The organism is Mesorhizobium sp. M7A.F.Ca.US.014.04.1.1 (genome assembly GCF_003998745.1).
Taxonomy (GTDB): domain Bacteria; phylum Pseudomonadota; class Alphaproteobacteria; order Rhizobiales; family Rhizobiaceae; genus Mesorhizobium; species Mesorhizobium ciceri.
This window is the reverse complement of record NZ_RZRW01000071.1, coordinates 1-15,596: the sequence shown is the minus strand read 5'-3', so window position 1 is coordinate 15,596 and position 15,596 is coordinate 1. Positions and strand designations below refer to the sequence as shown.

Sequence of the window (15,596 nt, the reverse complement as noted above, 5' to 3'; positions counted from 1 at the left end):
GGGTGAAAGGAGCCGGCCCCGTCCCCGGGCCGGCTCCGCCATTTCTGGCTATGGCCGTTCGAAAACCTTCTTCAACCCCGCCTTGAAGCGCTTGCCGTTGGCGACATAATGCGCCGCCGAGCCGCGCAACCTTGCCACGGCCGCGTCGTCCAGCACCCTGATCGCCTTGGCGGGCGAGCCGACGATCAGCGAATTGTCCGGGAATTCCTTGCCCTCGGTAACCAGCGCACCGGCGCCGACCAGGCAATTCCTGCCGATTTTCGCGCCGTTCAGCACGATGGCGCCCATGCCGATCAGGCTGTTGTCGCCGATCGTGCAGCCATGCAGCAAGGCGCGGTGGCCGATCGTGCAGCCTTCGCCGATCGTCAGCGGGAAACCGGGATCGGTGTGCATGACCGTATGTTCCTGCACGTTGGTGTCGGCACCGATGACGATGGGCTCATTGTCGCCCCGGATGACGGCGCCGAACCAGAAGCCGGCATTGCGTCCGACCCTGACGTCGCCGATCAGCGTCGCATCGGGCGCGATCCAGTTCGAGTCCGCATCGGCGAAGCTGGGCTCTGTTCCATCGATCGCATAAAGCGGCATTCCTGGTCTCCGAATCGTCTCAAGCTGGCAGCTCGGACCCTAGGAGACGGACCGACCATGAGGCAATGGCAAGCACGACGACGCCCAGCGCCAAGGTCCACGCAATTGCCGTGCAGCCGCAGGACATCAGCGCCAACGTTGAAATGCGGCGCTGACGCCGGGCATCGATGGCGTCGTTGACCAGCATGAACGGTCCCGCACAGGCCGTGGCGAGCAGCGAGCGCAAGACATGTGACGGCGACACATAGGGTTCGGTGAAGGCGACCTTGCGGCCCGACACCAGTTCCATGGCCGATCCGGCCAGCCCGCAGGCCGTCAACCCGACGGCAAAAGCAAAGAGTGTGAGTTCCAGCGGTCCCATCTTAACTTTCCGTTTACCATGAAATTGCACAGTCGTTCCATGCAGGCTGCAAGAGCCATGCCGTGCGATGTGTGCCGCCCGGGGACACTGCAGGCGGACGGGCGGCCCGAGATCCGAGGACTGAGATGAAGCAGGCAGCGCTCGCCAACGAACTCACCGTGGTCGATTCCAGGCTGATGAAGCGGGTGCTCTACGGGTTCGCGGTGCTCGCCCTGTTGTCGGTGGCGATCAGCCTTGCCGGCAAATGGTTCGGCCATTCGATCGCCATGGCCGGATACACCGACGACGCAACAGCCCACCAGGTGGTGATCGGCAACAATGTCATCACGGTCCCGGCCAATGCCATCCGTTTCGCCCAGGCCCGGCGCGACGGCATCGCCTCGCGGCTCGACCTCTATCTGCGCTATCCCCAGATGGACGGCTACAGCGAGGCCGCGCGAGATGATTTCAACCATACGGGAACAGCCAAAAGCATCGTCTTCCTGTCCTTCGAACAGCAGATGATGTCGCGTGACATGAGCGGCCGCTTCGCGCCGATCTACAGCGCGCTGATCATCCGACCCGGCACTGCCGGGCCTGGCGGCACGATGATTTATGGTTTCAACGAGAAATCAGGCTATCTGAACGAGGTGCTGGTTGTCGGCAATCGCCCCGGCAAGGAGCCGTTCGTGGCCCGTTGCCTGAGCGGGCCGAGTGCCGACCAATCGCTGGCGCCCTGCGAGCGCGACATCCAGGTCGGCGACGAACTCAGCCTCACCTATCGCTTCCCAAGGGAGTTTCTGGGCGATTGGCAGGCGCTCGACGCGGCAATCGCCACCGAAGCCGGGCGCGTTCTGAAGGCGGGACGTTAAGAACGCTTCAAGGGAACCGGCTGGCCGGCCGCATGAGCCGGCCGACCGCAAGATTTGCTGGCTCAGGCCAGATCGATGTCGAGAATCGCCATCGAAAAATTGTAGTCGCCGTCGTCCTCGTCCTTGAAGACGATGCCGAGGAATTCGTCGCCGACATAGACCTCGGCCGAATCGTCCTTGCGCGGCCGCGCCTTGACCTCAAGCTTGGGGTTTTGGAAGACGCGCTTGAAATAGGCGTCCAGCTTTCTGATTTCGTCCGGCTTCAACAGTCTTCTCCGATCATCGGGCTTGCTCGTTCGAACGCGCTTCTGGCACGTCGACAATGGCGATGTAAAGGCAAGCGGCCTGATTAAGGTCTGTTGATATTCACGTGAGGCCGGCCTGCAAATGGCGGTTTCCTGCGCTTCCCCGTTCTACCGCGTCGCGGTAGAACTGTGCTCACGTACCCAAACGTACGCTCCGCTCCGGTTCTCGGAACCCACCATTTCGGCTCGGCCTGACCTGAATCTCAAAAGACCTTGGGCGAGAACAATCGCCCATGTCTGCCCACGGCCTCAGGCAGCGGACATATGACAATCAGATGTCGAAACTGACGACCTGATCCATCGTCTGCGACGGCAAAAGCTGGTCCATCTGGCGCGACGGCTGATCGCAGCCGGTCTCGCCGACGACGCGGGCCGGCACGCCGGCAACCGTCTTGTTGTGCGGCACAGGCGACAGCACCACCGAGCCGGCCGCGATCTTCGAGCAATGGCCGATTTCGATGTTGCCGAGTATCTTGGCGCCGGCGCCGATCAGCACGCCGTAGCGGATCTTGGGGTGGCGGTCGCCGCCGGCCTTGCCGGTGCCGCCCAGCGTCACGCCATGCAGGATCGACACGTCATCCTCGATGACCGCGGTCTCGCCGACCACGAGGCCGGTTGCGTGGTCGATGAAGATGCCCTTGCCAATGCGGGCGGCCGGGTTGATGTCGGTCTGGAAGACCGAGGACGAGCGGCTCTGCAGATAGAGCGCGAAATCCTTGCGCCCCTGGTTCCACAGCCAATGCGCCAGCCGATGCGTCTGGATGGCGTGGAACCCCTTGAAATAGAGCACCGGCATGATGAAGCGGTCGCAAGCCGGATCGCGATCGTAATAGGCCTGGATGTCGACACGCACCGTCGTCGGCCACTCCTTGTCGTCGGCCAGCATGGACTTGAAGGTCTGGCGGATGAGATCGGAGCCGATGTCCTGGTGCGCCAGCCGCTCGGCCAGCCGATGAATGACTGCTTCTTCCAGGCTGTCCTGGTTGAGGATGGTCGAATAGAGGAATGCAGCGAGCAGCGGGTCGCGGTTGACAGCCTCCATGGCCTCGTCGCGGATCGAACGCCAGATCGGATCGACCGGCTTCAATGCGCTGTGTCGGGAAATGCTGATGCTGTTCATCGCCGTCTCGTCCTGCGTCCTGCCTGGCTTGCCTGTTGTGCTTGCCTGCTGCCCGGCCGCACATATAAGCCAGATCATAGCACGATTGAACTCAATTTTCCTTAGTGCTTTGTCAAATGGATTTGGTTCGCGGGAATTCAAGCAGCCATGGAAAACGAACCCTTGATCGACGACGCGCTGAAAAGCGAGCTCTCAGGGCTCTACCGGGCACAGGGCCGCCACTACCACAACCTTGCCCATATCGAGGCGATGCTGGCGCTGGCTGGCGACTATCGAAGGTTGCTGGCCGATCCCGAGGCGATCGAAGCGGCGATCTGGTTCCACGATGCCGTCTATGACAGCAGGGCCAAGGACAATGAGGCGCAAAGTGCCGCCCTTGCCGAAAAAAAGCTGGCGGGCCGCACAGATCCTTCACGTCTCGACCGCATCTCGGCAATGATTGTCGCCACCGCCACGCACCAGGTGCCGCCGTTCGACGGCGCGACGGCCACACGGGACGCAAGTCTTTTCCTGGATATGGACCTGTCGATCCTGGGTGCCGCGCCGGACGCCTTCGACGCCTATGAGCGCGCCGTGCGGCGCGAGTACCACTGGGTGGAGGAGCTGATGTGGCGAGCCGGACGCAGTGCGGTCTTGAAGAGTTTCCTCGCCCGCCCGCATATCTTCCACACGCAAGAGTTTCGCCAGCGCTTCGAACCGCAGGCCCGGGAAAACATTGCGCGATCGCTGGCGGCCCTTGCAAACGGCTAAGGACAATCAGGATAGGCGCCTATCACGATGCCAAGCAGCCTCGTCCCCGACTACGGCACTGCTTCTCGCTGCCCGGGCCCTCCGCTCAGAGCGGATTTTCGGCATAGAACTCCAGCACGCGCTGCTTGAAGGTCTTGTCCCCGACGGCAAGCATATGATCGCGGCCCTCGATGTGGAAGGCCCTGGCGTTCGGCATCAACGCTGCAAGCTCATCGGGCGAGCCGCCTATGTCGTCGGTGGTGCCGACTGCGACCAGCGTCGGCTGGGCGATGCGGGCAACATCCTGCTCGCTCAGCAATTCGCGCGATTTGGCGATGCAAGCCGCCAAGGCACGGCGATCGCTGCGGGTCTGGTCGGCGAAGGCGCGAAACGACCGGCCGCGCGGATGGCTGGTCGCGGCCGGATCTTCGGCAAGCAGCGCGTCGGCAATCGGATCCCAATCGCCGACACCGTCGATCATGCCGATGCCGAGGCCGCCGAAGACCAGCGTCACCACCTTGTCCGGATCGGACAGCGCCATGAACGCCGCGATGCGCGCGCCCATGGAATAACCCATGACGTGGGCGCGCTCGATGCCGAGATGGTCGAGCAAGGCAGTGGCATCGGAGGCCATCTTGACCGGCGTATAGTCGGCCTCATCATAGCTCTTGGACGACGCGCCGTGGCCGCGATTGTCAAAGGTGATGGCGCGGTAACCGGCATCGTTCAGCGTCTTGAACCAGCCGGGCGACACCCAGTTGACATAGTGGCTCGAAGCGAAGCCGTGGATCATCAGCACCGGATCGCCCTCGCCCGATTCCGGCTGGCGCTCGAGGAAAGCAAGATCGAAGCCGTCATGGGTGAAAAACTGCATCAGCGACCCCGCTTGCGCACTCAACCGCCACCGCCATTGGGTGCATCGCCATTGTCGGCGGGCGGCATGCCGGGGCCGGACACCGTGCCCACCGCCGGATGGCGCAAAAGGTCGCCATACTCGATGCCGTTCCTGGCGGCAGTGCCGGCCTTGAGCTCAAGCACGAAGCGCACCGGTACACCAGGCGAAATGACGGCGTCTGATTGCGGCTCGCCGTGCTTGACCGCCCGGATCTTGCCGTCCTGGCCGACAAAAATCAGATCAAGCGGCATCGGGGTGTTGTGCATCCAGAAGCCAACCTGCTGCTGGACCTCGAAGACAAACAGCATGCCGTGGTTGTCCGCCATGTCCTGGCGATACATCAAGCCAGCCTCGCGCTCCGCGGCGGTGTCGGCGACTTCGATGGAGAAAGAGCGATCACCGCCTTTCGTCACCACGACCAATGGCGCCGGATCGGCCGGAAGGATCATTGCCCGGCTGTCCGCCGAGGTTGGCTTTTCGGAATAGAAGTAACCACCGGCGGCGGCGACGAAGGCAATCGCGCACATCGCGCCCGCGGTCAGCCAGTTCCTGTAAGCCATTCGAGATCCTCGGCCGGAAACGCCCTAGTGCGAGACCGGCAAGGTCCCCATATCGGGGTGAATTTCGGCGGCCATAAGGCCTTTGTCGCCGCGCCCGAAACGAACCAGCACGACCTGTCCGGGCCGAAGCTCGGTGATACCGTAACGGCGCAAGGTCTCCATATGGACAAAGATGTCCTCGGTACCCTCGCCGCGGGTGAGAAAACCAAACCCCTTGGTGCGGTTGAACCATTTTACCAAGGCGCGTTCGAGACCGCTCTCCGGCGTCACCGCGACATGGGTGCGCTGCTCCTGCATCTCGGCCGGGTGGACCGCGGTGGTGACATCCATGGAGAGCACACGGAAGGCCTGCAATCCGCGCTCGCCATGCTTGACGAGGCAGACCACGCGTGCGCCTTCCAGCGCCGTCTGAAAGCCGTCTCTTCGAAGACATGTCACATGAAGGAGGATGTCGCCCGAGATGCCGTCATCCGGGAGGATGAAACCATAACCCTTGGCCACATCGAACCACTTGATGGCGCCGGCTACTTCGAGCAGATCAGAAGCGTCGCCGCCTTCGTCACGCTGCAAGGCGTCGCCAAGGGTTCCGTCCCGCCCCATGAAAGAGGCCTTTTCCCCCATAAGAATGCCCCCTCTTTTCAAGAACACCGCAACTGATTCTTGCCAACAGATTAACACTGCGGCTTCCGGTGTGTGCAAGACCTGCCGTGCCTTTTTTCACGGTTCATTGGGGCAATACCGGATTTGTTCTTTGCCGGCATTGCGCACCGCCGCACGATTGCCCTTTGACAGGGCCGACCCTATGTTGCGCCGCAACGCAATTTATCGAGGAAATCACATGCGCTATCTGCACACTATGATCCGCGTCGCCGACGTCGATGCCTCGCTCGACTTCTACTGCAATAAGCTCGGCCTCAAGGAAGTGCGCCGCTACGAAAACGAGCAGGGCCGCTTCACGCTGATCTTCCTCGCCGCACCGGAAGACGAGGAGAGCGGCATCAATGAAAAGGCACCGCTGGTCGAACTGACCTACAATTGGGATCCCGAAGACTACAAGGGCGGGCGCAATTTCGGCCACCTCGCTTATGAGGTCGACGACATCTACGCCACCTGCCAGCATCTGATGGACAATGGCGTCATCATCAACCGGCCGCCGCGCGACGGCAACATGGCTTTCGTCAAGTCGCCGGACGGCATCTCGATCGAGCTTTTGCAGAAAGGCCCGGCCAAGGCCAAGGCCGAGCCTTGGGCTTCGATGGCGAACACCGGAAGCTGGTAGCCGATCACGCTGTCTTGAGCGGACAATGCCAGGCTGACGGCCCCGCTACCGTTTGGTTTTTCAGGGGCGGCGCCTATCTGTCTGGCTGAGGCGCCAGGCTTGGCCGGCGCCCAGCCATGCAAAAGGGCGCTTGCCCAGGAGAATTCATGCCGACCAGCCATGCCGACGTCGCCACCGAACATGCCAGCCGCTACCTGCAGCAGTTGTGCAAGCACTGGGCACACAAATTCCCGGTCGAGTTCGATCCCACCCATGGCACCATCGATCTCTCAATGGGCCGTACCGTCATGGCTGCCGATGCCGCAGCGCTGCATGTCACGGTGTCGACTGACGAAGCAGGATCGATCGAGCGCCTGGAAAGCGTTGTCGCCGATCACATCAAGCGCTTTGCTTTCCGCGAAGAACTGACCTTCGACTGGAAACCAACTTCCGCCTAGCCAGCCAACTACTTCTCACCGGCGTGTGCGGCCATCTCCAGCAGCGCCTGCACCGAGCGCCAATTGCGCGCGGTACCCGGCACTTTCAGCGTGCGCGGGATCAGCCCGGCAAACACCGATTTGCCCAGCCCATTCGGTGCGCTGAGGTAGAGCACATCGCCCTTGATCTCGAAGCGTTCGGGGCCGGTGCACTTTTCGGTCAGCCGCGCCACCTCATCGGCGGTCGGCTCGCGTTCCAGCACATAGGCGTGCAGCTTCGTGTGGTCCGCGGCAATTTCCGGATAGGGATTTTCGCGCACCAGCTTCTCGAACCAGGAGAGATCGCGCACCATGATGCGCGAATGGAACCCCCATTTCGTCTCGAAGGCTGCTTCGAGCAGGTTCGCCAGTGCCGCCGCGTCGCCTTTCTTCGCCCGGAACACGGCATTGCCGCTCTGCACGTAGGTGGCGACGTCGGAAAAGCCGAGGCCCTCGAAGAACGACCGCAGCTCCGCCATCTTGACGATGCGGTTGCCGCCGACATTGATGCCGGAAAACAGCGCGACGAAGATTTTTCCCGGATCAACCATTCGATCGCTCATATGATGAACCCGGCCAGTGTCTCGTTGTCGGTGATGTCCTGATACTGAACGCCCTCGGCCTCGAACTTCGCCTTGAGCAGATCGAAATTGCGACGGTCCCTGGTTTCGATGCCGATCAGCACCGAACCAAAATTGCGCGCCGATTTCTTCAGATATTCGAAACGGGCGATGTCGTCGTCGGGTCCGAGCAGTTCGAGGAAATCGCGCAGCGCGCCCGGCCGCTGCGGAAAACGGATGATGAAGTATTTCTTCAGACCCTCGAAGCGCAACGCCCGTTCCTTGACGTCCGGCAGCCGCTCGAAATCGAAATTGCCGCCCGAAACCACGGCAACGATCGTCTTGCCCCTGATCTCCTTCTTGGAGAAATCCTTGAGCGCATCGATCGCCAGCGCGCCGGCCGGCTCCAGCACGACGCCTTCGACGTTGAGCATCTCGATCATGGTGGCGCAGAGCCTGTTTTCCGGGATCAGCCGCACCGTGTCGGCCGGAAAATCCTTGAGATGACGCAACGGCTCGCGGCCGATCTCGGCCACCGCGGCGCCATCGACGAAATTGTCGACCTTGGCGAGCTTGAGCCGTTTCCCCGCTGCGAGGCTCTCGCGCAGGCTCGGCGCGCCTGCCGGTTCGCAGAAGACGAAGTGTGCTTCCCTGCCCTGATCGGCGAAATAGTGGGTGACGCCCGCGGCAAGTCCGCCACCGCCGACCGGCAGCATGACGATATCGGGCATGCGGGCGCCCGGCATCTGGTCCGCGATCTCGTAGGCGACGGTTGCCTGGCCCTCGATGATGTCCTTGTGATCGAAAGGCGGCACCATATGGGCGCCGGAACTGTCGGTGAATTCCAGGGCAGCGCGATAGCAATCGTCGAAGAAATCGCCGACCAGTCTGATCTCGATGAAATCGCCGCCGAACAGCCTGGTCTTGTCGATCTTCTGCTGCGGCGTCGTCACCGGCATGAACACGACGCCTCGCCTGCCGAAATGGCGGCAGACGAAAGCAAAGCCCTGCGCGTGGTTGCCGGCGGACGCGCAGACGAACAGTTCGGCCTCGTTGCCGGCCGCCAGTGTCTTGCGGAAGAAATTGAAGGCGCCGCGGATCTTGTAGGAGCGGACCGGCGACAGATCCTCGCGCTTCAACAGCACCCGCGCACCGGTCTTTTTCGACAGATAGTCGTTTTCCTGTAGCGGCGTTTCAGGGAAGATCTGGCGGATCGCGGCGGCAGCGGCAGCAACGCGGGAAGAGAAACTGTTCATCGGAAACCACCCCTGGGGAAAATCACCTTGCGTTGCATGCTGTCCGCGGATCTCTATCATTAATCGGGTCGCGAACGTTCGGTTGTTGAGCGCCATGACCAGGTGCGGCGCGAGCCCGCCTATCACATATCCGGCTCCCCAGCGCCATCGTCCATCATTTACGTCCTTCCGGGCGGAAATTCTGCGAAATATTTTCAGCTACTTGCGGGTGCATTCTCATGCCCCCTCGCATCGGGCGGTATGAAATCGCTATCTCCGCGGGGATTGGAGGGCCAGCGGCGACGCCGCTCATTGCGCACATCACGCAGGCGTTTCCCGCCATTTTGGCTTTCGCGCAACACTGCGATGGCCGCAGCGGGGCGCCGATCACATTTCGACTCGACAGGACTTAGTTCTGCCGCACTCTGCCTGTCCGGGAGGTATCGTGAGGATAGACAGGCCTTTCGGCCGGAGTTGGAAATTCAGGCGTGCCTTTGAAGAAGATTTTTACCGTTGTCCTGGCCTTGTTCGTCGCCGGCTGCGCCGGCCAGCAAACACAGGAATTGCTTGGCAGCGCCATGGTGTCCGCGCCGGTGACGGAGATCGCCGGCAACCACTCGATCTTCATCGCCACGACGCGCAAGAAATCCGACGATCCCAACAAGGTTTTCGACGGCGAACGGTCGGCGACGCTGAACTATGCCCGCGTCAACGTCACCGTTCCGGGGCTTCACAAGACCGGCCAGATCGAGCGCCGCTCGCGCGGCAAGTCGGACGACCCGGCCAAGTATTTCATGGCTTCCGAGGTCGTCGGCTACGACACGCAGCCGAAATTCTCCAGCGCGCTCAACGCCGACATCGCGGCGCGCGGCGGCCGCGTCATGGTCTTCGTGCATGGCTACAACACCGGCTTCGATGCCGCCGTCTATCGCCTGACCCAGATCGTCCATGATTCCGGCTATCCCGGCACGCCAGTGCTGTTTTCCTGGGCATCGGGCGCCAGGACCACCGACTATGTCTACGACAAGGAAAGCGCCAGCGCTGCCCGCGACCAGTTGGAGGTGACGCTCAGGATGCTGGAGCAGTCCGGCGCGCGGCGCATCGACATCGTCGCACATTCGCTCGGAACCTGGGTCACCATGGAAACGCTGCGCCAGATGGCCATCACCGGCGATCGCGATCTCGGCGGCAAGCTCGGCGACGTGGTGCTGGCCTCGCCCGACATCGATGTCGACGTGTTCAAGAGCCAGATGCGGCGCTATGGCAAGCCCGACAAGCCGTTCATCCTGCTGTTATCGGACGACGACCGTGCGCTGCGGCTCTCCGGCCTGATCGCCGGTTCACGGCCGCGTGTCGGCGACTACAAGGATGCCGCCGATCTTGCCTCCTATGGCGTGACGGTCGTCGACCTGTCCAAGGTCAAGGGATCGGACAGCTTCAACCATACGAAATTCGCCGACAATCCGACGCTGGTGAAGATGATCGGCCAGCGGCTGCGCGAGGATGACGGCTTTGCCAGCGACCGTGATGTCACCGACCGCATCAGCCTGCTTGGCCAATAGGTGCGGTCTCGCGGCGATGCCTGCCCGGCATCGCGGACGTATGGATTCACTTTGAACTGGACCGCGCCGGTCTCTGGCCTTATCGGAATAGCCAGCGACGTCACGCGTTTGACGTCCCCTTTTGCGGGAGCCTGCGTGTGACCGTGCGTTCGAAGAGCTACCTCGTCGTTGCATCGGCGCTCGCTGTCACCGGCTGCGCTGGCGGGAAAACGCACGACCTGCTCAACAGGACGACGGTCTCGGTGCCCGCATCCGACATCGCGGCCACGCATGAAATCTTCGTCGCCACCACCCGCCAGAGGGCAACAAAAGAGCCGCGACAGGTTTACGACGGCGATCGCTCGCTGACCACCAGCTTTGCCCGTGTCGACGTCACCGTTCCCAAAAGCCATCAGGTCGGCGCCATCGAGCGGGCCAAGGGATCGGCAAACAGCAATCCTGCCAAGGATTTTACCGCCAAGGACGTCACTTTCTATGAAGGCGCGCCCCAGTTCGCCAAAGCGGTCGGCGCCGACATTTCCATGCGCGGCGACCGTGCGCTGGTTTTCGTGCACGGCTTCAACAACGGTTTTGACGACGGCATCTACCGGCTGACGCAGATCGCCCACGACACCAAATATCCCGGCACCCCGGTGCTGTTCTCCTGGGCTTCGAGCGGCAAGACCACGGGTTACATCTACGACAAGGAAAGCGCCAACGCAGCGCGCGACGACCTCGAGGCGACGCTCAGGATGCTGGCCAAGACAAAGGTCAAGAGCATCGACATCATCGCCCATTCGATGGGAACCTGGGTGACCATGGAGACGCTGCGCCAGCTTGCCATCACCGGCGACCGGGATCTCGGCGGCAAACTGGGCTACGTCATCCTGGCCTCGCCCGACATCGATGTCGACGTCTTCAAGAAGCAGATGATCCGCTACGGCAAACCCGACAAGCCGTTCGCCATCCTGCTCTCTGCGGATGACCGGGCTCTCAAGCTCTCGTCCCTGATCTCGGGCGACAAGCCGCGCGTCGGCGACTACGGCAACGCTGCAGACCTCGCCAGCTATGGCGTGTCGGTGGTCGATCTTTCCCAGGCCAAGGGCGGCGACCGCCTCAACCACGCCAAATTCGCCGACAACCCGATGCTGGTGCAACTGCTCGGCGACCGGCTGCGGGCGCCGGCGGGCCTCGCCTCGGACGAACCCGACCCGACACAGCTCAACAATCTCGGCCAGGGCCTCGGCAAGGCCGTCGGCTCGGTCGCCGAGATCGTCATCACCACGCCGTTCAAGGTGCTGACCATCGCCACCGGCGGGTGAGCCAGCGGGCGGCATTGGCCCTAGGATTGTTGAGATTCGGGTCAGGCCGAGCCGAAAGTGGTGGTTTTCGAGAACCGGAGCGGAGCGTACTTAAGTACGTGAGCACCGGAAGCGCAGAAAATCGCTACTTACAGGTCGGCATGGCCTGAATATCAACAATCCTAGACGAACAGATCGACCTTCTGGAATGTCGTCACATCGATCAGGCCGACATCGGAGATCCTGAGCTCCGGAATGACGACCAGCGCCAGCAGCGAGTGCTGCATGTAGGCGTTGTTCAATGAACAGCCCATCTTGCGCATCGCCTCGGTGAGCTTCTCGGCCTTGGCGGCGACGATTTCCGCCCGTTCGTCCGACATCAGGCCTGCGATCGGCATTTCGACCAGCGCCAGTTCCTTGCCCTTGGAGAACAGCACGACGCCGCCACCGACCGCGCCCAGACGGTTTACCGCCAGCGCCATGTCCTGCTTGTTGGTGCCGACGCAGATGATGTGGTGGGCGTCATGCGCCACGCTGGACGCCATGGCGCAGTCGCCCATATAGCCGAAGCCCGAAACGAAGGCGTTGCTGACGCCGCCCGTGCCCCTGTGACGCTCGACCAGCGCGATCTGGCAGATGTCGTTGCGGCGGTCCATTGCGACCAGCCCGTCCTCGACCGGCAGATCGGCCTCCAGCGCGCGCGTCGGCGCCTGGTTCTCGATGACGCCGATGACACGCACCCGAACCTCGTTGGCGCCCTTGGGGGCGGCGATATCGAAGTCGTCGCCCTTCAACTTCTTGCCGAGCTTGACGGTGTTCTTCGCCGTCCGGGGGTAATCATAGGCCGGAATGTCGATTTCGAGCTTGCCGCCCTTGGCCACCCTGACGCCGCGTGCATAGACCTCGTCGATGGTCATTGCGGCGAGATCCGAGACGATCAGCAGGTCGGCCAGCCGGCCCGGCGCGATCGAGCCGATCTCGCGCTCCAGTTTGAAATGCTGGGCGGTATTGAGCGTCGCCATCTGGATCGCCGTCACCGGCTTCAATCCCTGTTGGATGGCGTGGCGCACCACGCGGTCCATATGGCCCTCTTGGACCAGCGTGCCGGAATGGCTGTCGTCGGTGCACAGGATGAAGTTGCGCGGGTCGATTCCGCCCTCCGTCACCGCCTTGATCTGCGAGGCGACGTCGTACCAGGCCGAGCCCAGCCGCAGCATCGCCTTCATGCCCTGGCGCACGCGGGCGATAGCGTCCTCGGCGCGCGTGCCCTCATGGTCGTCCTCGGGGCCGCCGGCGACGTAGCCGTGGAACGGCAGGCCGAGATCGCGCGAGGCATAGTGGCCGCCGACCGTCTTGCCCGCCTTGACCGTCGCCGCGATCTCGCCCGACATGACCGGATCATTGGCGACGACGCCGGGGAAATTCATCACTTCGCCCAGGCCGATAATGTTCTCCCAGGTCATCGCTTCCGCGACATCGGCGACCGTCAGCTCGGCGCCGGCATGTTCCAGCCCCGGCGCCGAAGGCACGCAGGACGGCATCTGGACATGCACGTTGATGGGCATGGCGACCGCTTCGTCATGCATCAGCCGCACGCCGGGCAGACCCAGAACATTGGCGATCTCGTGCGGGTCGATGAACATCGAGGTGGTGCCGTGCGGAATGACGGCCCGGCAGAACTCGGTCACCGTCACCATGCCGCTCTCGACATGCATATGCGCGTCGCAGAGGCCGGGCACCAGATAACGCCCGCCGGCATCGACCACCTTGGTGCCCTGGCCGATTGCATGGCTGGCATTGGGCCCGCAATAGGCAAAGCGCCCGCCGGCAATGGCGATGTCGGTGCCGGCGATGATCTCGCCCGAATGAACGTTCACCCAGCGGCCGTTGCGCACGACCAGGTCAGCGGGTTTGCGCCCCACGGCGACATCGACCAGATGTGTCGGTCTGGGGTTTGCGGGCGTTGCTTTCGTCATTGGCGATTCCTCGGTTGCCGCCAGTCTCGCAAATGTCGGCGGGCGCCGCCAGAGCCGTCGGTCCGACATACCGCGTCAGGGCGAGCTTGTTGACTAATCCGGCTGGAAGGCGATGCTGACCGCGAACCGAACCATATGAGGGAAGACATGACCCGTTTTTGGAAAGCGTTCGCCATCGTTATCTTGTTCGCAGCGTCGACCACTTCTGCCGTGGCCGAGGAGCGTTGGCAGACCTTGCCGGAACCAGCGGCCATGCCCAAACCCGATCAGAGCGGATACGCGCCGGTGAACGGCATCCAGATGTACTACGCCGTTTTCGGCGCGGGCGATCCGGTGCTGCTCATCCATGGCGGCCTCGGCCACGGCGACATCTGGGCCAGCCAGGTGGCCACGCTTTCCAAGACGCACAAGGTAATCGTCGCCGACAGCCGTGGCCACGGCCGCTCCACCCGCACCGAGCAGCCCTATGGCTACGACTTGATGGCATCGGACTATCTGGCGCTGCTCGACCACCTGAAGATCGACAAGACCGCGCTTGTCGGCTGGAGCGATGGCGGCATCATCGGTATCGACATCGCACTGCATCATCCGGAGCGGCTGACAAGGCTGTTCGCGCAAGCCGCCAACGTAACCACCGACGGCCTTGATCCGGGCGTGATGACCAACAAGACCTTTGCCGCCTACATCGACCGCTCCGGCCGCGACTACAAGAAGATGTCGAAAACACCGGACCAGTATGACGCCTTCGTGGCGCAGATGAGCCACATGTGGGAGAGCGAGCCGGCGTGGAGCAAGGAACAGCTTGCCGAGATAACCACGCCGACGGCGATCGTTGCCGGCGACCACGATGAGGCGATCAAGCGCGAACACACCGACTATATCGCCTCCGCCATCCCAGGTGCGAAGCTGATCATCCTGCCCAACGCCAGTCATTTCGCCATGCTGCAAGCGCCGGATGAATATAGCCAGGCTGTGCTGGACTTCATCGATGCCAAATAGAGGATTCTGTACGGCGACAGGGGGATTGCGATTGCGGCGAATGCGGTTATCCTTCTGACGAGGATCTTTCTGAACCGTCATTTCGGGGAGTTCGATGCGTCGATTGATGGTCGCTAGTGCCGGTTTCCTTGCCGTTCTGGCCGTGCCGGCTTTTGCAGCCGACCCGGCGGTCGACGTGCCGATGACCGCGCCCGGATTCGACTGGACGGGCTATTACGCTGGTCTGCAGGCCGGCTATGGCTGGGGCCAATCCGATGTATCGGTGACAGAAGGTGCGCCATTTTCCATCGCGCCCGACATTGACGGCGGTTTTGTCGGCGGCCACGTCGCCGGCCTGTGGCAATTCGACCAGGCGGTGCTCGGCGCCGAGGCGGACCTCAACTATTCCTCGGTCGGCGGCACGACGGTATCGGCGCTGGGAAGCACATTCGGCACCGACATCAAGTGGTTCGGGTCGGTCAACGCCAAGGCGGGTTACGCCATGGACCGCCTGCTGGTCTACGGCATTGGCGGCGTCGCCTTTGCCGGCATCGAAACATCGCAAGTCGCGGGTCCGGCGTTCGACAGCACGCGCACGAATGTCGGCTGGACCGTGGGTGCCGGCGTCGACTACGCGCTGACCGACAAGTTCGTCGTCGGCGCGCAGTATCGCTACTATGATTTCGGCTCCGAGCACTACGAGGTGGCAGAACCCTTTAACGATCGCGATCAGAACGTGAAGCTGAATACGGTCGGGATCAATTTGAGCTACAAGTTCTGACCAGGCCCACAATCGCGACGCTGCCGGCCCAGGCGACCACTTGAGGGGCTCTCTTCATGGAAGGGTGGCCGACGCTCCCAG

The 15,596-nt window shown here is 62.5% G+C and carries 18 protein-coding genes; 8 read left to right on the top strand and 10 right to left on the bottom strand.

Annotated features, from left to right (window positions below; translation table 11 throughout):
* Positions 1-48: 48 nt before the first annotated feature.
* Both EOA22_RS07560 and EOA22_RS07555 read right to left on the bottom strand, forming a co-directional pair.
* Positions 49-588: a gamma carbonic anhydrase family protein gene (locus EOA22_RS07560; protein ID WP_024503875.1), complete on the bottom strand. Its 540-nt coding sequence runs from the start codon at positions 586-588 to the stop codon at positions 49-51.
* Positions 589-607: 19 nt separating this feature from the next.
* Positions 608-949, bottom strand: coding sequence for a hypothetical protein (locus EOA22_RS07555; RefSeq protein WP_063168099.1), 342 nt, complete (start codon positions 947-949; stop codon positions 608-610).
* A 125-nt stretch (positions 950-1,074) separates the two neighbouring features.
* Here EOA22_RS07555 and EOA22_RS07550 point away from each other — a divergent pair, with 125 nt between their 5' ends.
* Entirely contained in the window at positions 1,075-1,800 is a 726-nt protein-coding gene (locus tag EOA22_RS07550; protein ID WP_063168100.1) for a hypothetical protein, read from the top strand.
* Positions 1,801-1,862: 62 nt separating this feature from the next.
* Here the strand turns inward: EOA22_RS07550 and EOA22_RS07545 are convergent, their stop codons facing one another.
* Together EOA22_RS07545 and cysE are read right to left on the bottom strand one after the other, a co-directional pair.
* The gene (locus EOA22_RS07545; protein WP_013531334.1) at positions 1,863-2,066 is read right to left on the bottom strand and encodes a DUF3126 family protein; all 204 of its coding nucleotides are present in this window, start codon (positions 2,064-2,066) and stop codon (positions 1,863-1,865) included.
* Positions 2,067-2,376: 310 nt separating this feature from the next.
* Complete coding sequence (gene cysE / locus EOA22_RS07540) at positions 2,377-3,225, bottom strand: serine O-acetyltransferase (protein ID WP_013531333.1); 849 nt, start codon at positions 3,223-3,225, stop codon at positions 2,377-2,379.
* Positions 3,226-3,372: 147 nt separating this feature from the next.
* On the opposite strand from cysE, the gene EOA22_RS07535 reads away from it, so the two are divergent.
* Entirely contained in the window at positions 3,373-3,975 is a 603-nt protein-coding gene (locus EOA22_RS07535) for a hypothetical protein (RefSeq protein ID WP_063168101.1), read from the top strand.
* Between the two features lie 85 nt (positions 3,976-4,060).
* Here EOA22_RS07535 and EOA22_RS07530 read toward each other — a convergent pair whose 3' ends face one another.
* From EOA22_RS07530 to EOA22_RS07520, 3 genes are read right to left on the bottom strand one after another with little or no spacing between them, the layout of a single operon-like run.
* Complete coding sequence (locus EOA22_RS07530; protein ID WP_063168102.1) at positions 4,061-4,828, bottom strand: alpha/beta hydrolase; 768 nt, start codon at positions 4,826-4,828, stop codon at positions 4,061-4,063.
* Positions 4,829-4,848: 20 nt separating this feature from the next.
* Positions 4,849-5,409: a DUF192 domain-containing protein gene (locus EOA22_RS07525; protein WP_013531330.1), complete on the bottom strand. Its 561-nt coding sequence runs from the start codon at positions 5,407-5,409 to the stop codon at positions 4,849-4,851.
* Between the two features lie 24 nt (positions 5,410-5,433).
* The gene (locus EOA22_RS07520; protein ID WP_174564974.1) at positions 5,434-6,009 is read right to left on the bottom strand and encodes a cold-shock protein; all 576 of its coding nucleotides are present in this window, start codon (positions 6,007-6,009) and stop codon (positions 5,434-5,436) included.
* Between the two features lie 238 nt (positions 6,010-6,247).
* Between EOA22_RS07520 and gloA the strand changes: the two genes are divergently transcribed.
* Both gloA and EOA22_RS07510 read left to right on the top strand, forming a co-directional pair.
* The gene (gene gloA / locus EOA22_RS07515; RefSeq protein WP_013531328.1) at positions 6,248-6,688 is read left to right on the top strand and encodes a lactoylglutathione lyase; all 441 of its coding nucleotides are present in this window, start codon (positions 6,248-6,250) and stop codon (positions 6,686-6,688) included.
* Positions 6,689-6,834: 146 nt separating this feature from the next.
* Positions 6,835-7,125, top strand: coding sequence for a DUF2218 domain-containing protein (locus EOA22_RS07510; protein WP_027160411.1), 291 nt, complete (start codon positions 6,835-6,837; stop codon positions 7,123-7,125).
* A gap of 8 nt (positions 7,126-7,133) precedes the next feature.
* On the opposite strand, the gene EOA22_RS07505 is transcribed toward EOA22_RS07510, so the two are convergent.
* Together EOA22_RS07505 and ilvA are read right to left on the bottom strand one after the other, a co-directional pair.
* On the bottom strand, positions 7,134-7,694 hold the full coding sequence (locus tag EOA22_RS07505; protein WP_024503867.1) for a DUF1697 domain-containing protein: 561 nt from the start codon (positions 7,692-7,694) through the stop codon (positions 7,134-7,136).
* Between the two features lie 8 nt (positions 7,695-7,702).
* A complete protein-coding gene (gene ilvA / locus EOA22_RS07500; RefSeq protein ID WP_063168104.1) occupies positions 7,703-8,959 on the bottom strand; it encodes a threonine ammonia-lyase IlvA in 1,257 nt (418 codons plus the stop codon).
* A 467-nt stretch (positions 8,960-9,426) separates the two neighbouring features.
* Here ilvA and EOA22_RS07495 point away from each other — a divergent pair, with 467 nt between their 5' ends.
* On the top strand, positions 9,427-10,500 hold the full coding sequence (locus EOA22_RS07495) for an alpha/beta hydrolase (RefSeq protein WP_013531324.1): 1,074 nt from the start codon (positions 9,427-9,429) through the stop codon (positions 10,498-10,500).
* Between the two features lie 137 nt (positions 10,501-10,637).
* A complete protein-coding gene (locus EOA22_RS07490; RefSeq protein ID WP_063168105.1) occupies positions 10,638-11,801 on the top strand; it encodes an alpha/beta hydrolase in 1,164 nt (387 codons plus the stop codon).
* A gap of 161 nt (positions 11,802-11,962) precedes the next feature.
* On the opposite strand, the gene ade is transcribed toward EOA22_RS07490, so the two are convergent.
* On the bottom strand, positions 11,963-13,756 hold the full coding sequence (ade, locus tag EOA22_RS07485) for an adenine deaminase (protein ID WP_127389907.1): 1,794 nt from the start codon (positions 13,754-13,756) through the stop codon (positions 11,963-11,965).
* A 147-nt stretch (positions 13,757-13,903) separates the two neighbouring features.
* Here ade and EOA22_RS07480 point away from each other — a divergent pair, with 147 nt between their 5' ends.
* Both EOA22_RS07480 and EOA22_RS07475 read left to right on the top strand, forming a co-directional pair.
* Positions 13,904-14,755, top strand: coding sequence for an alpha/beta fold hydrolase (locus tag EOA22_RS07480; protein ID WP_063168107.1), 852 nt, complete (start codon positions 13,904-13,906; stop codon positions 14,753-14,755).
* Between the two features lie 94 nt (positions 14,756-14,849).
* A complete protein-coding gene (locus EOA22_RS07475; protein WP_027160415.1) occupies positions 14,850-15,515 on the top strand; it encodes an outer membrane protein in 666 nt (221 codons plus the stop codon).
* Positions 15,516-15,596 lie beyond the last annotated feature (81 nt).

Coding starts and splice junctions, on each gene's coding strand:
- EOA22_RS07560 (WP_024503875.1), bottom strand. CDS start 588: ATGCCGCTTTATGCGATCGATGGAACAGAGCCCAGCTTCGCCGATGCG.
- EOA22_RS07555 (WP_063168099.1), bottom strand. CDS start 949: ATGGGACCGCTGGAACTCACACTCTTTGCTTTTGCCGTCGGGTTGACG.
- EOA22_RS07550 (WP_063168100.1), top strand. CDS start 1,075: ATGAAGCAGGCAGCGCTCGCCAACGAACTCACCGTGGTCGATTCCAGG.
- cysE (WP_013531333.1), bottom strand. CDS start 3,225: ATGAACAGCATCAGCATTTCCCGACACAGCGCATTGAAGCCGGTCGAT.
- EOA22_RS07535 (WP_063168101.1), top strand. CDS start 3,373: ATGGAAAACGAACCCTTGATCGACGACGCGCTGAAAAGCGAGCTCTCA.
- EOA22_RS07530 (WP_063168102.1), bottom strand. CDS start 4,828: ATGCAGTTTTTCACCCATGACGGCTTCGATCTTGCTTTCCTCGAGCGC.
- EOA22_RS07525 (WP_013531330.1), bottom strand. CDS start 5,409: ATGGCTTACAGGAACTGGCTGACCGCGGGCGCGATGTGCGCGATTGCC.
- EOA22_RS07520 (WP_174564974.1), bottom strand. CDS start 6,009: ATGGGGCGGGACGGAACCCTTGGCGACGCCTTGCAGCGTGACGAAGGC.
- gloA (WP_013531328.1), top strand. CDS start 6,248: ATGCGCTATCTGCACACTATGATCCGCGTCGCCGACGTCGATGCCTCG.
- EOA22_RS07510 (WP_027160411.1), top strand. CDS start 6,835: ATGCCGACCAGCCATGCCGACGTCGCCACCGAACATGCCAGCCGCTAC.
- EOA22_RS07505 (WP_024503867.1), bottom strand. CDS start 7,694: ATGGTTGATCCGGGAAAAATCTTCGTCGCGCTGTTTTCCGGCATCAAT.
- ilvA (WP_063168104.1), bottom strand. CDS start 8,959: ATGAACAGTTTCTCTTCCCGCGTTGCTGCCGCTGCCGCCGCGATCCGC.
- ade (WP_127389907.1), bottom strand. CDS start 13,756: ATGACGAAAGCAACGCCCGCAAACCCCAGACCGACACATCTGGTCGAT.
- EOA22_RS07480 (WP_063168107.1), top strand. CDS start 13,904: ATGACCCGTTTTTGGAAAGCGTTCGCCATCGTTATCTTGTTCGCAGCG.
- EOA22_RS07475 (WP_027160415.1), top strand. CDS start 14,850: ATGCGTCGATTGATGGTCGCTAGTGCCGGTTTCCTTGCCGTTCTGGCC.